Raw genomic sequence first — 17,619 nt, 5'->3', positions numbered from 1 at the left:
CATTCATAGGACACGGCCCATGAGCGACACACCCGCCGCCGCTTCCGGCATCCGCCGGCCTTGCTATCTGGTCTTGTCCGCCCACGATTACCGCACGCCGCGGCGCGCCAATATCCACTTCATCACCGATCAACTGGCGTTGCGCGGGACCACGCGGTTCTTCTCGCTGCGTTACAGCCGGTTGTCGCGCATGAAGGGCGATATGCGGCTGCCGCTCGACGAAACCGCGAACACGGTCGTCTCGCACAAGGGCGTCGACTGCTACCTGTGGCGCACGACGGTGCATCCGTTCAATACGCGTCGTCCATGGTTGCGGTCGGTCGAGGATGCGATGTTCCGTTGGTATGCTGCGCATCCGCCGCGCCAGTTACTCGACTGGATGCGCGAGGCGGATGTGATCCTGTTCGAAAGCGGCATTGCGGTCGCTTTCATCGAACTGGCCAAGCGCGTCAATCCCGCAGCCAAGCTGGTCTATCGCGCGTCGGACGGATTAAGCACGATCAAGGTTGCGTCGTATATCGAACGCGAGTTCGACCGCGTGGCGCCCAAGCTCGATGTGATTGCACTGGTATCGCCGGCAATGGCAGAGGAGATCGCCAGCCGCGACAACGTCTATCACGTTGGCCATGGCGTGGATCACAACCTGGATCAACTCGGCGACCCGTCGCCGTACGGGGAGGGCATCCACGCAGTGGCGGTCGGTTCGATGTTGTTCGATCCGGAATTCTTCGTCGTTGCCAGCAAGGCCTTCCCGCAGGTGACGTTTCATGTGATCGGTTCGGGCATGGGCCGGCATCCGGGCTACGGCGATAACGTGGTGGTCTATGGCGAGATGAAACACGCCGAGACCATTGGCTATATCAAGCACGCGCGGTTCGGGATTGCGCCGTATGCCTCCGAGCAAGTGCCGGTCTACCTGGCCGACAGTTCGATGAAGTTGCTGCAATACGACTTTTTCGGCTTGCCTGCGGTGTGCCCGAACGCCGTGGTGGGGCCGTATCAGTCGCGTTTCGGCTACACTCCGGGGAACGCCGATTCTGTCGTTGCAGCAATCGGCCGCGCGCTGGAAGCACCGCGCGTGCGCTATCGCCAGTGCCTGAATTGGTCCGACACCACCGATCGCGTGCTGGATCCCAGTGCGTATCCGGAAACCCGTTTGTATCCACAGCAAAGCGCAGCGGTGCATGCCTCGTCGGAGGCTGCGCTCTCGCATTGATGCGCGCACATTTTTTCTTTAGGAGACTCACACGTTATGGCCAACGCCTTGCTGCAGAAATGGATAGAACATGCAGAACGTCGTGCGCTGTTCTGGTGGCAGCCCAAGAACGCTGGCGTGAATATGGGAGATCACCTGTCCAAGGTGATCGTCTCCTGCGTGCTGTCCCTGCAGGACAAGACGCTGATCGAGAAGCAGGATCTGAGCAAGAAGCTGATCGCGATCGGTTCGGTACTGCACTTCGCCAAAGACGGCGATACCGTCTGGGGTAGTGGCATCAACGGCAAGATTCCTGCCGAGCGCAACACCTTCAGTACGCTCGATGTCCGTGCAGTGCGTGGGCCGAAGACGCGCAAGTTTCTGCTCGATCGCGGCATCGCAGTGCCGGAAGTGTATGGCGATCCCGGGCTGCTGACGCCCATGTTCTTCCCGGCCGATGCGCTCGGTACGATCAACAAGCGCCCGTTCGCCATCGTTCCGCACTTCAACGAGCCGGTTGAAAAGTACAGCGCGTACAAGGATCACTTGGTCTTTCCCAACGTCAAGCCCGCAACCTTCATGAGCGCGTTGCTTGGCGCCGAGTTGGTGATCAGCAGCTCGCTGCACGGCTTGATCCTTGCCGAAGCCTATGGCATCCCGGCGGTGTATCTGGATTGGGGCAATGGCGAAGATCGCTTCAAGTACGACGACTACTACAACGGCACCGGGCGTATGCAATGGCATTCCGGCAACAGCGTGGAGGAGTGTCTGCAACTGGGCGGCAACGGCGATTTCGATCTGGAAAAGCTGCAGGCCGGGCTGTTGGCTGCCTTCCCTTACGACCTTTGGTGATTCGATGATGCAGGGCCAGCGCGTGGATGTGGAAACAACGGGGATTGCCAGCGGAACCACGCCGCCGGGTGTGGTGATTCCGTTGGGCGGCTTTCCGGTCCTGTCCACCACGCAGGAAGCCTTTGCGTTGGATCTATTCCACGCGCTGGCCGCCCGTCAGCCGCGACGGGTGTTCTTTGCCAATACCAATTTCATCGTGCAATGCCAGGCGCTGCGGACGCGCATGCGCGAGCCCAGCGTGCGCATCGTCAACGACGGGATCGGCATGGATCTGGCTGCGCGGCTGATCCACGGCCGCCGCTTTGCGGGCAACCTCAATGGCACCGACCTGATTCCGTATCTGTGCCGTGAGAGTGCGCAACCGCTGAAATTCTTTCTGCTGGGCGGCCGTCCGGGTGTGGGCAAGACCGCTGCGGCGACGCTGACCGGGACCTTGGGGCAGCAGGTGGTCGGCATGTGCGATGGTTATGGCGAATTTGCGGCGGCGGGCGAGGGCCTGGCCGAGCGCATCAATCGCTCCGGTGCCGATGTGCTGCTGGTGGCGTTCGGCAATCCGCTGCAGGAGCGCTGGATCCTGGACCACAGCCATGCGCTGAGCGTGCCGCTGGTGTTCGGGGTGGGCGCATTGCTCGATTTCTTGTCCGGTACCGCAAAGCGTGCGCCCGAGTGGGTGCGAGGCCTGCACATGGAGTGGATGTATCGGCTTCTCAACGAGCCACGCCGTTTGCTCAAGCGCTATAGCTGGGATTTGTTGGTGTTCTTCCGCACCTGCTTGCGCGCGGGAAAGCAGCTGCCCTGATGCAGCGCAGGCGTGTCTGGCCTAGCATGCCTGCATGCATCCGACCGCCGCCGCCCTGATCCGCTCGCTGGACCTCGCCCCGCATCCAGAAGGCGGGCACTACCGCCGCATCCATGCCTCTGCGCGTCAGGTGACCGACAACGGCCAGACCCGCCCGGCAATGACCGCCATCCGTTTTTTGCTGAGTGCCGGCGAATGCAGTGCGTGGCACCGCGTGGATGCGGAAGAAACCTGGCATTGGCAGCTGGGCGATGCCTTGGAACTGCTGATCTATGACACCTGTACCGAACAAGTGCAGCGTGTGATCGTGGATGCCGCCGAACGCGGTGAGCCGATGCATGTGGTGCCGGCAGGCTGCTGGCAAGCGGCGCGCTCGCTCGGCGATTTCACCCTGGTGGGCTGCACGGTATCGCCGGGATTCGTCTGGGAAGGCTTTGCGTTGCTCGACAAGGCCTCGCCGCTGGCTGCACGCCTGGCGACGCTGCTGCCACGCTAATCATCGACCGCGTTTGCGCGTCCGAACGCTTCCCTAACGCGGCTGCTGCCGGCTTGGCGTACTGTCCGCCTCAAACAGGGGGCGAGACACCATGCAACGCAAGGTCGCGGGATGGGGAATGGGTTTGATGCTGGTGTCGCTGCTGGCGACCGCCGGGGAAGCCGTGCCGCCCAAGATGGCGACGCCGGCACCAGCAGTGGTGGATCTGGAGGCCATGGTCGTGCGCGGCGTGCAGCCCGGGCCGGGCTTGTGGAAGGTCAGCAAGGGCGATCATGTGTTGTGGATCCTGGGTACCTTATCGCCCTTGCCAAAGCGGCTGCAGTGGCAGTCGACCGAAGTGGAAACCATCATCGGCCAGTCCCAGCAGGTGCTGGCAGCGCCAACCGTGCAGGTGGATGCGGACATGGGATTCTTCGGCAAGCTGACCTTGCTCCCGTCGGCCATGAAAGCGATGAAGAACGAAGACGGGCGCGAGCTGCGCGACATCTTGCCGGCCGACCTGTATGCGCGCTGGAGCGTGTCCAAGGCGCGCTATCTCGGCAGCGACCGCGGCGTTGAGCGCAAACGCCCGATGCTGGCTGCCGGCGAGTTGTATCAGGCGGCGATCAAGCGCTCCGGCCTGGCCCGTTCGCCGGTGGTTTGGCCAGTGGTGGAACGCGCTGCCAAGCGTGCCGGCATCAAACCCACACCGACCGCGCTGGACTACAAGATCAAGGACCCGCGCCAGGCGCTCAAGGAGTTCCGCGCCGGCGGAATGGACGATACCGCATGTTTCCGCAGCATTCTGGTGGCGGTGGAGCGCGACCTGCCGACGATGGTGGAGCGCGCCAATGCCTGGTCGGTGGGCGATGTCGAGGCCTTGCGCAGGCTGCCGCGCGAAGATCCGCAGGCCGCCTGCATTGACGCAATGGCCAGCTCCGGTGCTGCAAGGAAACGCGGCATCGACGATCTGGAACGGCGCATGCGCGAGCATTGGCTGGGTATCGCCACCGCTGCGCTGCAACGCAATCGCAGCACGTTCGCGGTGTTGCCGATCAGCCGGTTGACCGCGCCGGATGGCTATCTGGCACGCCTGCAAGCGCTGGGCTATGAGGTGGAAGCGCCTTGAGGCGATGTCGCCGCGTGCGCCTGGCGCGTCATGCCGAGCACGAGCACAGCAGCTGGCAGAGATGCAATGGATGCGGCAGGCGGCTGTTGCGCGGCGTGCCTCGCGGTGCATGCGCTTAAAGGTGTATCGGCATGCACGGCGGTGGGCCTGCCGATGCGGCCACGGTATGCTGCGCGCCTTCATGTTTCGAGAGCTCCGCGTTGAACGCATTGCCGCTGCGCATCCTGGGCACCGGGCGCCATGTTCCGGCGACGGAAGTGACATCGCGCCAGTTGGACGAGCGCTGGCAGTTGCCGGCCGGAACCACGTTCGCGCGTCTGGGCGTGGAGACGCGCCATTACGTGGGCAAGGGCGAGACCGCATCGTCGATGGGGGCAGCCGCTGCACAGCAGGCCTTGGCCAGCGCCGGGCTCGATGCCAGTCGGATCGATTGCCTGATCTCCGCCTGCAGCGTCATGGAGCAGCCGATTCCCTGCCAGGCGGTGCTGATCCAGCGCGCGCTCGGCCTCGGCGATTCGGGCATCCCCGCATTCGACGTCAATGCAACCTGCCTCAGTTTTCTGGTGGCCCTGGACATGGCGGCCAACGCACTGGCGCTGGGTCGCTACGAGCGCGTGCTGATCGTCTCCAGCGAAGTCGCATCGGCCGGGCTGGATGCGGCGACGCCGGCCACGGCCGGCTTGTTCGGCGATGGCGCAGCCGCAGTGGTCGTTGGACGCAGCGAAGCGGAGCAGGGCTCGGCGTTGCTTTCCAGCCGCCTAGCGAGTTATGGCAGTGGCGCCGAGCTGTGCCGCATTCGCGGCGGTGGCACGCGTTACCCGCATGGCGAAGACAGCGCGCCCGATGCCTCGCGCGTGTTCTGCATGGACGGACGCGGCGCCTACCGTTTCGCCGCGCGGCATCTGCCGGCGTTCTGGGAACAGCTGCTGCACGAGGCCGGCACCGCCACCGCAGCCTTGCGTTGCCTGGTACCGCACCAGGCTTCCGGCGGCGGCCTGGATCATGTGGTGCAGACCTTGGGACTGCGCCCCGAACAGGTGGTGCGCATCCTGCAACACACGGGTAACCAGGTCGCCGCGTCGTTGCCGCATGCGCTGCATCATGCACGCGTCGACCTGGGCCTGCAGCGTGGCGATCTGGTCGCGCTGCTCGGCACCGGGGCAGGGCTTGCCATCGGCGGCATGGTGTTGCGCTACTGATGCCGGCGCGCGTGTCGCTCGAGCTGCTGCGCGTGGGCCACTGCCGCCATTGCGAACGCATGGTGCGTGCAGATGGTCACTGGCATGCGGTGGAATTCCCCGCACTGAGCGTGCTGATCCGGCATCCGCAGCGTGGCGCGCTGTTGTACGACACCGGCTATGCCGCGCATTTTTTTCGTGCCACCGATCCCTGGCCGGAGCGCCTGTACCGCTGGACCACGCCAGTCAGCTTGCCCGCCGACCAAACCCTGGGCGCGCAGTTGAACAAACGTGGCGTATCGCTGGATGACATCGCCTGGTGCCTGATTTCGCACTTCCACGCCGACCATGTCGGCGGCCTGCGCGATCTGCCCAATGCGCGCTTTCTCTGCCTGCGCGCGGATTACCAGCAGCTGCGCAGCTGTTCGCGCATGGGTGGGTTGCGCCGCGCCTTGCTGCCGCAGCTGCTGCCGGACGACTTCGACCAGCGGCTGCAGTTTGCCGACCAGGCACCGCAGCGCGCGTTGACTGGAGCCTGGCAGGAGCTCGGCCCGGCCTACGATCTGTTCGAGGACGGCAGCGTGCTCGCGGTATCGCTACCCGGGCACGTGCCCGGCCAGATGGGACTGTGGGTACGCGACCAGCACGACCGCGAGGTGTTGCTGTGTGCGGACGCGGTATGGTCCTCGGCCACCTGGGCCACGCTGCAATGGCCGGCCTGGCCCACGCGTCTGCTGATGCACGACTGGCACGCATTCCAGCACACCGTGCATCGCTTGCACGCCTTGTCGCACGCCCATCCGGAACTGGTCATCCTGCCTTCGCATTGCCAGCCGAGTCTTGACCGATATCAACCGGAGTGGCGATGAGCCTGCGCATTCTCGTGACCGGCGCGTCCGGTTTTGTCGGTGGTGCATTCTTGCGGCGCTTTCAGGGGCAGCCGGGCGTCGAGATTCACGGTATCGGCCGCCGCGCCAGCGACCTGCCCAACTACCATCGCATCGATCTGAGCCAGGCCTTCTCGCTGGACTGGCAACCGGATGTGGTGATTCATGCAGCTGCGTTGGCCTCGCCGTGGGGCACGCGTGCGCAGTTTCAGCGGCACAATGTCCAGGCCACCGCCAACCTCATCGACTTCTGCAAGCGCAACGGCTGCCCGCGCCTGCTATATGTCTCCTCCAGTTCGGTGTTCTATCGCGAAGCGCATCAATACGGCCTGGATGAAGACAGCCCGATCGGCCCGGCGTTCGTCAATACATACGCACAAACCAAATATCTTGGCGAGACGTTGCTGGATGACTATCCCGGGGAAAAGAGCGTGTTGCGCCCGCGTGCGGTATTCGGGCCCGGCGACACGGTGCTGTTTCCGCGCGTGATCGCCGCCGCGCGCAAGGGTGCATTGCCGCGTTTCGTCGGCCAGACCCAGCCGGTGATCGGCGACCTGATCTATATCGATACGCTGTGCGATTACCTGTACCGCGCGGCCACCGCGCCGCAGTTGCAGGCTGCTTACAATCTCACCAACGCACACCCGGTGGACCTGCAGCAGTTGTTGTTGGAGGTGCTGGCGCGCCTGCAGCTGCCGTTGCCACGGCGCGAGGTGCGCATCGGCACCGCGTTGCGCATGGCCAGCGTGGTGGAAGCGGTGTATCGCGGGCTGCGGCTGCGGGGCGAGCCGCCGATCACGCGCTTCGGCGTTGGCGTGTTCGCATATTCCAAGACCTTCGATCCGCGCCGCACGCTTGCCGATCTTGGCCGGCCCAGTGTCGGCCTGGACGAGGGTGTGGACGCCTTCGTGCGCTGGCAGGCAGCGCAGTGGACCTGATCGTTCCCATCCTGGCCGCGCTGTATCTGGCCGTGCTGCTGGTCAAGACGGCGGCCGTGCTGTGGGTCATGCGTGGCGAACGCGCGAGGCCGGCGCGCCGTGCCGTTGCCACGCCGGCCGAGGTGGCGATCCTGCAGCCTATTCTTGGTGGCGATGCGCATTTGCAGGAGGTGCTTGTTGCCAACGCGCAGGCATTGCCGCAGGCGCAGTTCGTCTGGTTGCTGGATGCCGACGATGGCCCGGGAAACGCCGCTGCCGCTGCTGTCGTTGCGCAATATCCGCAGCTGCGGATCGCGCGCATTCTCGTGCCCGCGGCGCCACCAGGCATCAACCCCAAGGCCTGGAAACTCGATTACGCGCTGCCGCACATCGATGCGGCTGTCAGCCTGGTTCTCGACGACGATGCGCACCTCGGCGGCCATGCGCTGTCGCAACTGTTGTCGGACCTCACGCATGCCGATGTGGTCACCGCACTGCCGTATTACCGCGACAGCGCCACGCTGGCCGGGCGCCTGTTGGCGCAGTTCGTCAACAACAATGCCGCGCTCACGTACTTGGGCTGGCTGCCATTCGCAGCGCCGCTGACCATCAATGGCATGTGCTATGCCGCGCGTACCGAACAGCTGCGCAGCTGGGGTGGCTTTACTGCATTGCTGGAGCAGCTGACCGACGATCTGGCCTTCGCCACCCTGGTGCGCGACCGCGGCGGGCGGCTCTGGCAATCCACTGCGCCGGTGGCGATGCGTACCGCCATGCCCGACCTGCGTGGCTATATGCGCCAGATGCATCGCTGGATGCTGTTCGCATCGATCCTGCTAGGCCGTCAACGCCTGCACGTACGCAGTGCCATCGGCGTGTTGCAGGGGCTGCCGCCGTTGCTGCTGGTGGCCATGCTGGTCTGCGCTTGCATGCAGCACACCTGGCCGGCTGCACTCTGCGTGCTGATCGTCTTGCTGGTGCGCGCGCTGCTGCTGTGCGCTGTGCAATGGCGCGTCACCGGCGCCGTTCGCCACCGCCTGCTGGTGTCGCTATGCGCCGAATGCCTGCAGCCGCTGCATCTGCTGCACGCAGCGCTGGTGCGCACGATCCGCTGGCGCACGCGGCGTTACCGCGTGCTACCGAATGGGTGCTTTCGTGCGGAGTGAGTCGATGCCGCTGCAGATCGCCTTCCTCACCGGGCAAAGCGATCCGGCAAGCTGCGCCTTGAGTGCGGAGCAGGGCGCATTTCTGCAACAGCTGCATGGCGCAGGCCGGCAGCTGCTGGATTGCAATTACCCGTATCGCCGCAACGGCGCGCCGCACCGGCGCACGCCGTTGTGGCGTGCCAGCCTGTCCAATGCACGGCAGTATCTTGCGGCCCGACATGCCCGCCTTGCCGAAGCCGATCGCAAGCGTGTCCATGCGCTGCTGGATCAGGCGCCGATGACGCTGCTTCTTGCCGGCAGCTGCGGACTGCAGCTGTTGACCGCATTGCAGTTGCCGGATGCGCTGCGTGCACGCCTGGCGGTTTTTGCGTACGGCCCGGTGTGTGATGCGCCCGCAGTTTTCGGCCAGCTGCGCGTGGTACAGGGCCGCAGCGACTGGATCTCTCGAACACTGTTCGATGGGCAGGTCGATGCCAGGCCTGCGTGCGGACACATGGCGTACCTGCGCAACGCCGAGGTGCTTGCCGAGTGCCAGCGCTTTGTCGCGCAGATCGAACGAATGCGACAGGGTACCGCGCATGCGCATTGATCTGATCGCACCGCCCTACAGCGGCCATCTGCATCCCATCCTGGCGATCGCGCAACAGCTCACCGCGCAGCACGATGTCTGCGTCATCAGCACGCCTGCTGCGCGGGCGCGCATCGAGGCATGTGGGCTCGCCACTGCCAGCGTGCTGGATGCGCATGCCGATCGCTTGCTGCTTTCCATCGCCAACCCGCCGCATGCAGTGGGCCACAACCCCGTGCGCCTGCGTCGGCAGTTGCACAGCGCACTCGGGCTCATGGCGCAGCTCGGCGAAGCGCTGCAGCAGCGCTGGCGCGCGCGGCGGCCGGATCTGGTGATCGTCGACTTCACCCTGCCCAGCGCAGGACTGGCCGCACAGACGATGGGTATTGCCTGGTGGACCAGCATGCCGTCGCCATGCGTGATCGAAACCATGGATGGACCGCCCGCATACTTTGGCGGGTTGCTGCCTGCGACCACACCCTTGCAGCGTGTCTGGCATGCAGCGGCGCGCCGGCTCACACGTGGCTTCAAACGGACCCTGCACCTTTGCTATCGGCGCCAGATGCGCGCGTGCGGGTTACCGGCAATCTATCGCCGCGATCGCAGCGAGGCGCTGTATTCGCCGCAGTGCATCCTGGCCCTGGGAGTCCCGTCGTTCGAGCTGGCGCAACGCTGGCCGACGGCAGTGCGCTTTGTCGGGCCGCAGTTGTGCACGCCGCCTTCGTCGGTGCCGGCGCCCACCTTCGTCGACGGTCGACGGCATGTGCTGGTGACGCTGGGCACGCATCTGCAATGGGTCAAGCAGCGCATGGATGGCGTGTTGCGTGCGCTGGCGCCGCAGTTCCCGGAGGTGGTCTTCCATTTCAGCGATGGCGACACCGGCGCTTCGCCGCAGCCGGGGCAAGGCAACTATCAGCGGCTGCCCTATGTGGATTACGCCCAGCACCTGCACCGCTACGCCTTGGTGATCCATCACGGCGGTGCCGGCATTCTCTACGCCTGCCTCGCCGCGGGATTGCCGGCCATCGTCTATCCGCTGGATTACGACCAGTTCGATCACGCCGCGCGCCTGCAGGTGGCAGGTGCTGCCTGGTGGTTGCGCGATCTGGATGGCTTGCCGGCGTTGCTGCGTCAGGCGCTCGGCGCCGGCGAGGTGCCACACGGCGTGCGTCGCCTGCAGGCGGCGCTACAACTGATCCAATCGCAGGCGCGCATCGCGCAGCTGGTGGAGGGTTTCGCGCGTACTGGCGCGTTGCCGCCAGTGTAATGCGGCACGCGCCACAACGAATCTGTCGGCGCGCTCAGCCTGCCGCAGCGTTCAACGCAGGCGTCTTGCTGGTCATCAGTTGCGGCCAGCGCTTGAGCACGGCGGCGCGAATGCCGGCCTGGTCGATGCCGGCCTCGGCCAGCAGGTCTTCGCGGCTGGCGTGATGCTGGAAGCTGTCCGGCAGGCCCAGGTGCAGCATCGGCATGGTAATGGCTTCGGCGTTGAGCAGTTCCGACACGCCAGCACCTGCGCCGCCTGCAACCACGTTGTCTTCGATGGTGACGAAGCCGTCGTGGGTTTTTGCGAGCTCCAGCAGCATCGCCTTGTCCAGCGGCTTGACGAAGCGCATGTTCACGACCGTCAGCCCCAGTTCGCGGCCGACCGCCTCTGCCGCATCCACCGTCGCGCCGAAGCCGAGCAGGGCAATGCGGGTGCCGCTGTGGCGCAGCTGCGCCTTGCCGATCGGTAGGGTGGCCAGCGAGGCATCGAGCGCAACACCCGGGCCGGTGCCGCGCGGGTAGCGCACCGCTGCCGGGCCCTTGTACTGCACGCCGGTGCTCAGCATCTGACGGCATTCGGCCTCATCGGCCGGCGCCATCACCACCATGTGCGGCACGCAGCGCAGGAAGCTCAGATCCAGATTGCCGGCATGGGTGGCGCCATCCGGGCCGACCACGCCGCCGCGATCGATCGCAAACAGCACATCCAGTTGCTGCACCGCCACGTCGTGCACCAGTTGGTCGTAGCCGCGCTGCAGGAAGGTGGAATAGATCGCGACGACCGGCTTGGCGCCCTGGGTCGCCATGCCAGCGGCCAGCGTTACCGCGTGCTGCTCGGCAATGGCCACATCGAAGTAGCGCTGCGGATATTCCTTGCTGAAGCGCACCAGGCCCGAGCCCTCGCGCATCGCCGGTGTGATCACCAACAGCTTGGGTTCGGCGGCGGCCATGTCGCAGACCCAGTCGCTGAAGACGTCGGTATAGGTCGGCTTCTTGGCGCCGGCCTTTGCCACCAGGCCCTTGCTCGGATCGAACGGGCCAACGGCGTGATAGCCGATCTGATCGCCTTCGGCCAGCTCGTAGCCCTTGCCCTTGGTGGTGATGACGTGCAGCAGTTGCGGGCCCTTGAGCGTCTGCAGGGTCTTCAGTGCGCCGACCAGGCTGGGCAGGTCGTGGCCATCGATCGGGCCGGTGTAATGGAAGCCCATCTCCTCGAACAGCGTGGACGGCACGAACATGCCTTTCCAGTGTTCTTCCCAACGCCGCACGAAACGCGCGGTAGGGTTGTTCTTCTTGTCGCCGAGGATCTTCTTGCCGCCTTCGCGGATCGCATTGAGCGTGCGGCTGCCGCTGGCGCGCCCCAGCATCTTGGTCAACCCGCCCACTGCTTCGGAGATCGACATGCGGTTGTCGTTGAGGATCACCAGCAGATTCGGTTCCGGGTCCATGCCGCCAGCGTGGTTCAGCGCTTCGTAGACCATGCCGGCGGTCATTGCGCCGTCGCCGATCACCGCCACCACCTTGCGGTCGTCGCCGTTGCGCTGCGCAGCGATGGCCATGCCGAGCGCGGCCGAGATCGAGGTCGACGAATGGCCCACGCCGAAGGTGTCGTAGATGCTCTCTTCACGCTTGGGAAACGGCGCCACGCCGTCCTTCTGCTTGACCGTGTGGATCTGGTCGCGCCGGCCGGTGAGGATCTTGTGCGGGTAGGTCTGATGCCCGACGTCCCACACCAGTTGATCCACCGGCGTCTGATACAGGTAGTGCAGGGCGACGGTGAGCTCGATCACGCCCAGGCCGGCCGCGAAGTGCCCGCCGCTCTTGCCCACCGATTCGATCAGATAGGAGCGCAGTTCTTCGGCGATCGCGGTCAGCTCGGCTTCGTCGAAGCGGCGCAGATCGTCGGGAGTCTGGATGCGGGACAGGCGCGGATAGCGGGTGGTGTCGATCATCATCGTGTCAATCTTCTGAAGCCGTATTGTCCTCCCCATGCGAAGGCCCGGCAAGCAAACCGGTTCAGCTGTCAGCGGGAAGTGATGGGCACACGCACCGTCACGCCTGGCGCGCGCGATGCTTACCGACACCTGCGGCAATCTGCCGCACCGTTCGATGGACCGATTGCGCTAAGTCCTCTAGACCACTTGGCCCTTCGCCTGCGTGGGATGGGACGCTCGGCCGTGTCCGGGTGCCTCATGCGTTGGATCGCCGTGGCCGGGTTCGATGTCACGTCGGACCCCGTGCGCCAGCGAAGCCGCCAGCGCCGCGGCGCGAGTGGGGCAACCGCACGCGCATCCGGGCCCAAGCGCCCGTGGTTGTCTTGGCACTCGGCCGAAGGGTGGTGCGGCCACTCACCAGCCAGCAGGCGCAACGCGTTGCCAGCCGGTTTACAGCGACAGCTTGGAGCGTTTGGGCAGTTGCGCGCGCAAAAAGGCCATCTGATCGGACAGGATGTTGCGGTTGGACAGGATCAGGTGCTCGATCCAGCTCGGCCGATAGGGCACTGCCAGCAGCGGCATATGCGCCTGTTGCGGCGTGCGGTTGGCCTTGCGCGAATTGCACTGGAAGCAGGCGGTCACCACGTTTTCCCAACTGTCGCGACCGCCTTTGGACACCGGCATGACGTGGTCGCGGGTCAGGTGCGGGCGACTGAAATGCTGGCCGCAATACATGCACAGCTGCGAATCGCGCGCGAACAACGCGGTGTTGCTGAGGGTCGGGGTCGGGTCCAGCGCGCGCGACCGGGCATGCCCGCGCGCGGCGATGATGGGGTGCAGTTCCAGCGTGCTGCGCTCGCCGGTCAGCCGCGAGATGCCGCCGTGGATCTGCATGCATGGCTCGCCAAGCGTCCACGACACCGCATCGCGGGCGTACAGGCAGGCAGCGTCTTGCCAGTTGATCCAGTCCAGCACGCGGCCGTGCGCATCGAGCGACAGCAGGCGAAGCGTGGGGAGTTGGTGGACTGCAGCGACAGCGCTGCCCGCGTCCGGGGCAGCGCTGCCTCCGGGGACGATCACATCACGAACGTGCGTGTCTGTCTCCATCGGGAAAACAGCTTATACCCGATCGTTGACAGTTTGTGTATCGCAGCGAACGGCGTTGGCGCGTGTTTTCAAAGCACTGGCTCGGCAAGTCCCGTTGCCCGCCATTGCGTGCCGCCGCGCTGCGGAATCGCTCGTCGAACGCAGTGATGGCGTTGGTGAGCCGTAGGAGCGCCCCTGGGCGCGAGGCTTTGTCGAGCGATACCGCTCTGTCGCGGCCAGGTCCGCTCCTACGACAGCGGCAGGATTCCGCGGCGTGAGCCGTAGGAGCGCACCTGGCCGCGAGGCGCTCAGCCTTCGCCGAACAGCTCCGCTTCCAGGGTCATCAGCGGTGCGGCGCCGCTGCGGATGGCGGCGGCATGGGTCAGGGTGCGCGGCAGGATGCGGGCAAAGTAGAACCGCGCCGTCTCCCGCTTGGCGCGCTTGAAGTCCTCGCTGTGCGCGGAGGCATCGGCAGCGGCCACGCTGCGCGCCCACCAGTACGCCAGCACCACGTAGCCCGAATAAAACAGGTAGTCGTGGCTGGCCGCGCCCAGTTCGTCCGGGTTGCGCGCGGCGCGGTCGAGCACATCGCGGGTCAGCATCGCCCATTCGCTGCACTTGTCGCGCAGCGGCTTGATGAACTCGGCCAGCGCAGCGTTGCCGTCCTGGGCGTTGGCGAAGGTTTCCACATCGGCCAGGAAGAGCTTAAGCCCGGCGGCCTGGCTGGCGGCGGTCTTGCGGCCGATCAGGTCCAGCGCCTGGATGCCGGTGGTGCCTTCGTAGATGGTGGTGATGCGCGCATCGCGGGCCAGCTGCTCCATGCCGTATTCGCGGATGTAGCCGTGGCCGCCGAAGCACTGCAGCGCGTGGTAGGTGTTCTCGATCGACCATTCGGTCTGGCAGGCCTTGGAGATCGGGGTGAGGAAGCTCACCAGGGTCTCGGCGTCGGCGCGTTCGCGTTCGCTCTCGCCGCGATGGGCAACGTCGACCAGGCTGGCCGCATGCAACGCGAGCAGGCGGCTGCCTTCGGTCAGCGACTTGATGGTCAGCAACATGCGGCGCACGTCCGGGTGCACGATGATCGGGTCGGCCGGCTTGTCCGGGAATTTGGCGCCGCTGAGCGCCCGCGATTGCAACCGCTCGCGGCTGTAGCGCAGGGCGTTCTGGTAGGCGCGCTCGGACAACCCGATGCCTTGCAGGCCCACGCTCAGGCGTGCGGTATTCATCATCGTAAACATCGCCTGCAGTCCCTTGTGGGGCTGGCCGACCAGGTAGCCTTGCGCGCCCTCGAAGTTCATCACGCAGGTGACCGAGCCCTTGATGCCCATCTTGTGCTCGATGGAGCCGCAATGCAGCGCATTGCGCTCGCCCACGTTGCCGTCGCGGCCCACCTTGAACTTGGGGGTGACGAACAGCGAGATGCCCTTGGCGCCGGCCGGTGCGTCCGGCAGCTTGGCCAGTACCAGATGCACGATGTTGTCGGTGAGGTCGTGCTCGCCGGCGGTGATGAAGATCTTGGTGCCGGTGATGGCGTAGCTGCCATCGGGATTGGGTTCGGCGCGGGTCTTGAGCAGGCCCAGGTCGGTGCCGCAATGCGGTTCGGTCAGGCACATGGTGCCGGTCCAGCGGCCGTCGATCAGGGGTTTGAGGAAGACGTCCTGCTGCCAGGTCTCGCCGTGCTGGCGCAGGGCTTCCATCGCGCCATGCGAGAGCAGCGGAAAGTTGCCCCAGGCCAGGTTGGCGGCGTTGATCATTTCGCTCAGCGGCACGCCCAGCGTGTGCGGCATGCCCTGGCCGCCGAATTGCGGTTCGGCGGTGAGCCCGTTCCAGCCGCCTTCCACGAATTGATCGTAGGCGGCGCGGAAGCCGGGCGGGGTGGTCACCGCGTGCGTGCTCTTGTCGAACGCGCAACCGATCTCGTCGCCCACGCTGTTGAGCGGCGCCAGCACCTGCGAGGTGAAGCGGCCGGCCTCTTCGAGTACGGCGTCGATGATGTCGGTGCTGGCCTCGGTGTAGCCGAGCCGGGCGAACAGGGCGTGCGCGCCGAGCACGTCGTGCAGGGCAAAGCGGAAATCGGTCAGCGGGGCGGTATAGCTGCTCATGCGGGATCCTTGGAAGCGGGTACGGGAGGCGTGCGCGTGCGCCTTAGCGACTCTTAGCGCAGCACGCCGTTGAGGCCGGGAGCCGGGCTGAGCGTATTGCGCGATTCCACACTGAACTCGCGTTGTTTCTTGTCCTGTGGGGTCGCCCAGACCGTGCCCTTCAGCGTGTAGGGGAACGAGCGGCCGCCGGCCAGCACGTCGGCCGCGGTGATGCGGCCCAGCGAGGTGGGTTGCACGGAGACGGTAACCACGTCTGCGGTTTCCGGGCCGATCGACATGCCCACGGCCTGGTCGAGCTTGCCGGCCAGTTGATCGCCGGCAGAGATTTCCAGTGCCACGCGTTCGAACTGCATCGGGATGCTGCTGTAGTTCTGCAGGCGCAGGTCCACCGACCAGGAGCCGTCGGCACGCACGGTCAGTTGCTGGATGCTGGCGGCCGGCTCGGACACGCGGCGGACTGCGCCGCCGCAGGCGCTCAGCAGCAGCCCGCAGGCCAGCGACACAAGAAGAAGGCGATAGGCACGACGCATGGACTCGGGTCCTTGGCGGAATGAGGCGGCGCCAAGAATACTACGCAGTACGGTCGCCGCTCCCGAGTGCGCGAAGCGCGGGTGCCGGATCATTACGCCAGGTGATACGCAGCCTCACAATAACGGCGCGGCCACAATCAACGTCGACAGGTCGTAGCCCATCTCGGTCGCCTGCGCCTTGAGCCGTTCCAGTTGCGCGCGCTGCATCTGTGGCGAGCGCGACAGGATCCACAGGTACTTGCGATCCGGCTCGCCGACCACCGCCCATTGGTAATCCGGGTCGAGCGCGATCACCCAATAGTCGGCCCACACCAGCGGCAACCAACCCAGCCACTCGGGAGCAAAGCGCACCTGCAACTGCCCGGGCTGGCCGGCGACCGGGCGCGCCACGCCGTCGGCCTGGGTCAGGCTGCCATCGGCGGTGCGGCAGCCATTGCGCACGCCGATCAAGCCGTCGTCGCGCAAGGTGTAGCTGGCGGTAATGTCGCTGCGGCACTTTTTCTGGAACGACACCGGCAGGTGCGCAATCTCATGCCACTGGCCGGCATAGCGCGAGATATCCAGCTGCGGCACCGCGCGCACCGGCTGTTGCGCAAACGCTGTCAGCGGCAGCAGGGCGACGAACGACAACAGCAGGCGGGGCAGGCGCATGATAATCTCCGGTGGACGCGCGCAGGCTAGGCCATGTCGCCGGCCGCGCGGCGTGAAGCGGTGCAAGAAACGCGGCCCCCACGGCGGCCGGCAACAAAGTTGCTCGCAACGCTTGCCCAAACTGCGCCTGCTCGCTATAGTGCGCGTCCTCGCAACGCAGGCATCGTGTTGCAGGTTAAGTGGCCGAGTAGCTCAGTTGGTAGAGCAGGGGATTGAAAATCCCCGTGTCGGCGGTTCGATTCCGTCCTCGGCCACCATATCCAAGCCTTCGTTCGCAAGGCTTCCCGGTTCTCACCGGATCTGTTGTTCCCCGTCACTGTCTCGATTTTGCGCGCGCTGCACAGTCTTCGTGCTGCATGCGCGCGTGCTTGCGCTGACGTGATCCAGCGTGGATGCAGACTCGCGCGTTGGTCCGGCCACCCGTTCATCCGCGTAGGTCCTATGCGCACGCAATGCAATCGATTTCGACGCGGTCTTCAAATGCGCATGGCGATACTGCGCGCATGACGCACAAGACACTTCGACGCACCCTGATCCACGGTTACTGCGGTGAATTCCGCGTGGAGACCCTGGAAAGCCAGGCGCCTGGCGCGACGCTGTGGCTTTCCACCGCGTTCGTTTACCACCGCGACCGTGCCGCGCCCGTAGCCACGATCGAGGGCGCAGGGCAGGGCGAATACCGGGGCGACGCACGCGAGCAGGCGCTGCGCGTCGGTTCTTGTCTGGCGGAGTTTCTGGACCCCAAGGAATACCGCAGCTGCGAGATGCAGAGTGGCTGAATCGCGGGCTCTCGCATGCGCTTGGAGAGCGTAGGCGGCGGGACCGTTGTTGGTGGGGAAACAGGACAGGCCGGCGTCACGCCGCGCGATGCCTCGCATGAACTC

The 17,619-nt window shown here is 65.5% G+C and carries 17 protein-coding genes and 1 tRNA gene; 13 read left to right on the top strand and 5 right to left on the bottom strand.

Features of this window, described 5'->3' with window-relative positions; genetic code table 11:
* Positions 1-19: 19 nt before the first annotated feature.
* From ACCQ16_RS12780 to ACCQ16_RS12730, 11 genes are all read left to right on the top strand, one after another.
* Positions 20-1,216 (top strand): GumK N-terminal domain-containing glycosyltransferase, encoded by a 1,197-nt coding sequence (locus ACCQ16_RS12780; RefSeq protein ID WP_031423224.1) that lies wholly within the window; start codon positions 20-22, stop codon positions 1,214-1,216.
* Positions 1,217-1,252: 36 nt separating this feature from the next.
* A complete protein-coding gene (locus tag ACCQ16_RS12775; RefSeq protein WP_014090472.1) occupies positions 1,253-2,047 on the top strand; it encodes a polysaccharide pyruvyl transferase family protein in 795 nt (264 codons plus the stop codon).
* A gap of 4 nt (positions 2,048-2,051) precedes the next feature.
* Positions 2,052-2,846, top strand: a complete 795-nt coding sequence (locus ACCQ16_RS12770; RefSeq protein WP_008574554.1) for a WecB/TagA/CpsF family glycosyltransferase — start codon at positions 2,052-2,054, stop codon at positions 2,844-2,846.
* Between the two features lie 34 nt (positions 2,847-2,880).
* Complete coding sequence (locus ACCQ16_RS12765) at positions 2,881-3,342, top strand: cupin domain-containing protein (RefSeq protein ID WP_008574552.1); 462 nt, start codon at positions 2,881-2,883, stop codon at positions 3,340-3,342.
* Between the two features lie 91 nt (positions 3,343-3,433).
* Positions 3,434-4,450, top strand: coding sequence for a TraB/GumN family protein (locus tag ACCQ16_RS12760; RefSeq protein WP_277572672.1), 1,017 nt, complete (start codon positions 3,434-3,436; stop codon positions 4,448-4,450).
* A 200-nt stretch (positions 4,451-4,650) separates the two neighbouring features.
* On the top strand, positions 4,651-5,649 hold the full coding sequence (locus ACCQ16_RS12755) for a 3-oxoacyl-[acyl-carrier-protein] synthase III C-terminal domain-containing protein (RefSeq protein WP_029819702.1): 999 nt from the start codon (positions 4,651-4,653) through the stop codon (positions 5,647-5,649).
* Positions 5,649-6,497, top strand: coding sequence for an MBL fold metallo-hydrolase (locus tag ACCQ16_RS12750; RefSeq protein ID WP_031423217.1), 849 nt, complete (start codon positions 5,649-5,651; stop codon positions 6,495-6,497). Before ACCQ16_RS12755 ends, ACCQ16_RS12750 begins: the two co-directional genes overlap by 1 nt.
* Complete coding sequence (locus ACCQ16_RS12745) at positions 6,494-7,453, top strand: NAD-dependent epimerase/dehydratase family protein (RefSeq protein WP_031423215.1); 960 nt, start codon at positions 6,494-6,496, stop codon at positions 7,451-7,453. The genes ACCQ16_RS12750 and ACCQ16_RS12745 overlap by 4 nt, the downstream gene beginning before the upstream one ends.
* Positions 7,444-8,598, top strand: coding sequence for a glycosyltransferase family 2 protein (locus ACCQ16_RS12740; RefSeq protein ID WP_031423213.1), 1,155 nt, complete (start codon positions 7,444-7,446; stop codon positions 8,596-8,598). Before ACCQ16_RS12745 ends, ACCQ16_RS12740 begins: the two co-directional genes overlap by 10 nt.
* The gene (locus ACCQ16_RS12735) at positions 8,576-9,187 is read left to right on the top strand and encodes a hypothetical protein (RefSeq protein ID WP_277572673.1); all 612 of its coding nucleotides are present in this window, start codon (positions 8,576-8,578) and stop codon (positions 9,185-9,187) included. Before ACCQ16_RS12740 ends, ACCQ16_RS12735 begins: the two co-directional genes overlap by 23 nt.
* Positions 9,177-10,433, top strand: a complete 1,257-nt coding sequence (locus tag ACCQ16_RS12730; protein WP_277572674.1) for a glycosyltransferase — start codon at positions 9,177-9,179, stop codon at positions 10,431-10,433. The genes ACCQ16_RS12735 and ACCQ16_RS12730 overlap by 11 nt, the downstream gene beginning before the upstream one ends.
* Positions 10,434-10,467: 34 nt before the next feature.
* On the opposite strand, the gene dxs is transcribed toward ACCQ16_RS12730, so the two are convergent.
* The 5 genes from dxs to ACCQ16_RS12705 form a co-directional block, all read right to left on the bottom strand.
* Entirely contained in the window at positions 10,468-12,384 is a 1,917-nt protein-coding gene (gene dxs, locus ACCQ16_RS12725) for a 1-deoxy-D-xylulose-5-phosphate synthase (protein WP_033837438.1), read from the bottom strand.
* A gap of 432 nt (positions 12,385-12,816) precedes the next feature.
* Complete coding sequence (locus ACCQ16_RS12720) at positions 12,817-13,473, bottom strand: HNH endonuclease (RefSeq protein ID WP_071117747.1); 657 nt, start codon at positions 13,471-13,473, stop codon at positions 12,817-12,819.
* 287 nt (positions 13,474-13,760) lie between these two features.
* On the bottom strand, positions 13,761-15,554 hold the full coding sequence (locus tag ACCQ16_RS12715; protein WP_136732705.1) for an acyl-CoA dehydrogenase C-terminal domain-containing protein: 1,794 nt from the start codon (positions 15,552-15,554) through the stop codon (positions 13,761-13,763).
* A 53-nt stretch (positions 15,555-15,607) separates the two neighbouring features.
* Positions 15,608-16,084 carry an LEA/WHy family protein gene (locus ACCQ16_RS12710; RefSeq protein ID WP_057682167.1) on the bottom strand — a complete coding sequence of 159 codons (477 nt, stop codon included), beginning with the start codon at positions 16,082-16,084 and terminating at the stop codon, positions 15,608-15,610.
* 114 nt (positions 16,085-16,198) lie between these two features.
* Complete coding sequence (locus ACCQ16_RS12705; protein ID WP_011347882.1) at positions 16,199-16,735, bottom strand: lipocalin family protein; 537 nt, start codon at positions 16,733-16,735, stop codon at positions 16,199-16,201.
* Between the two features lie 181 nt (positions 16,736-16,916).
* Between ACCQ16_RS12705 and ACCQ16_RS12700 the strand changes: the two genes are divergently transcribed.
* Positions 16,917-16,992, top strand: a tRNA-Phe gene (locus ACCQ16_RS12700).
* A 246-nt stretch (positions 16,993-17,238) separates the two neighbouring features.
* On the top strand, positions 17,239-17,514 hold the full coding sequence (locus ACCQ16_RS12695) for a hypothetical protein (RefSeq protein ID WP_071117744.1): 276 nt from the start codon (positions 17,239-17,241) through the stop codon (positions 17,512-17,514).
* The last annotated feature ends 105 nt before the right edge of the window (positions 17,515-17,619 follow it).

It is taken from the genome of Xanthomonas sp. NCPPB 1062 (genome assembly GCF_041481705.2).
Classification (GTDB): Bacteria; Pseudomonadota; Gammaproteobacteria; order Xanthomonadales; family Xanthomonadaceae; genus Xanthomonas; species Xanthomonas euvesicatoria.
The sequence above is the reverse complement of the archived record's forward strand: the minus strand, read 5'-3'. Positions and strand labels throughout refer to the sequence as shown.

Bases quoted from the DNA above. Each gene is read 5' to 3' on its own strand.
- ACCQ16_RS12780 (WP_031423224.1), top strand. From the start codon at position 20: ATGAGCGACACACCCGCCGCCGCTTCCGGCATCCGCCGGCCTTGCTAT.
- ACCQ16_RS12775 (WP_014090472.1), top strand. From the start codon at position 1,253: ATGGCCAACGCCTTGCTGCAGAAATGGATAGAACATGCAGAACGTCGT.
- ACCQ16_RS12770 (WP_008574554.1), top strand. From the start codon at position 2,052: ATGATGCAGGGCCAGCGCGTGGATGTGGAAACAACGGGGATTGCCAGC.
- ACCQ16_RS12765 (WP_008574552.1), top strand. From the start codon at position 2,881: ATGCATCCGACCGCCGCCGCCCTGATCCGCTCGCTGGACCTCGCCCCG.
- ACCQ16_RS12760 (WP_277572672.1), top strand. From the start codon at position 3,434: ATGCAACGCAAGGTCGCGGGATGGGGAATGGGTTTGATGCTGGTGTCG.
- ACCQ16_RS12750 (WP_031423217.1), top strand. From the start codon at position 5,649: ATGCCGGCGCGCGTGTCGCTCGAGCTGCTGCGCGTGGGCCACTGCCGC.
- ACCQ16_RS12745 (WP_031423215.1), top strand. From the start codon at position 6,494: ATGAGCCTGCGCATTCTCGTGACCGGCGCGTCCGGTTTTGTCGGTGGT.
- ACCQ16_RS12735 (WP_277572673.1), top strand. From the start codon at position 8,576: ATGGGTGCTTTCGTGCGGAGTGAGTCGATGCCGCTGCAGATCGCCTTC.
- ACCQ16_RS12730 (WP_277572674.1), top strand. From the start codon at position 9,177: ATGCGCATTGATCTGATCGCACCGCCCTACAGCGGCCATCTGCATCCC.
- dxs (WP_033837438.1), bottom strand. From the start codon at position 12,384: ATGATCGACACCACCCGCTATCCGCGCCTGTCCCGCATCCAGACTCCC.
- ACCQ16_RS12720 (WP_071117747.1), bottom strand. From the start codon at position 13,473: ATGGAGACAGACACGCACGTTCGTGATGTGATCGTCCCCGGAGGCAGC.
- ACCQ16_RS12715 (WP_136732705.1), bottom strand. From the start codon at position 15,554: ATGAGCAGCTATACCGCCCCGCTGACCGATTTCCGCTTTGCCCTGCAC.
- ACCQ16_RS12710 (WP_057682167.1), bottom strand. From the start codon at position 16,084: ATGCGTCGTGCCTATCGCCTTCTTCTTGTGTCGCTGGCCTGCGGGCTG.
- ACCQ16_RS12705 (WP_011347882.1), bottom strand. From the start codon at position 16,735: ATGCGCCTGCCCCGCCTGCTGTTGTCGTTCGTCGCCCTGCTGCCGCTG.
- ACCQ16_RS12695 (WP_071117744.1), top strand. From the start codon at position 17,239: ATGACGCACAAGACACTTCGACGCACCCTGATCCACGGTTACTGCGGT.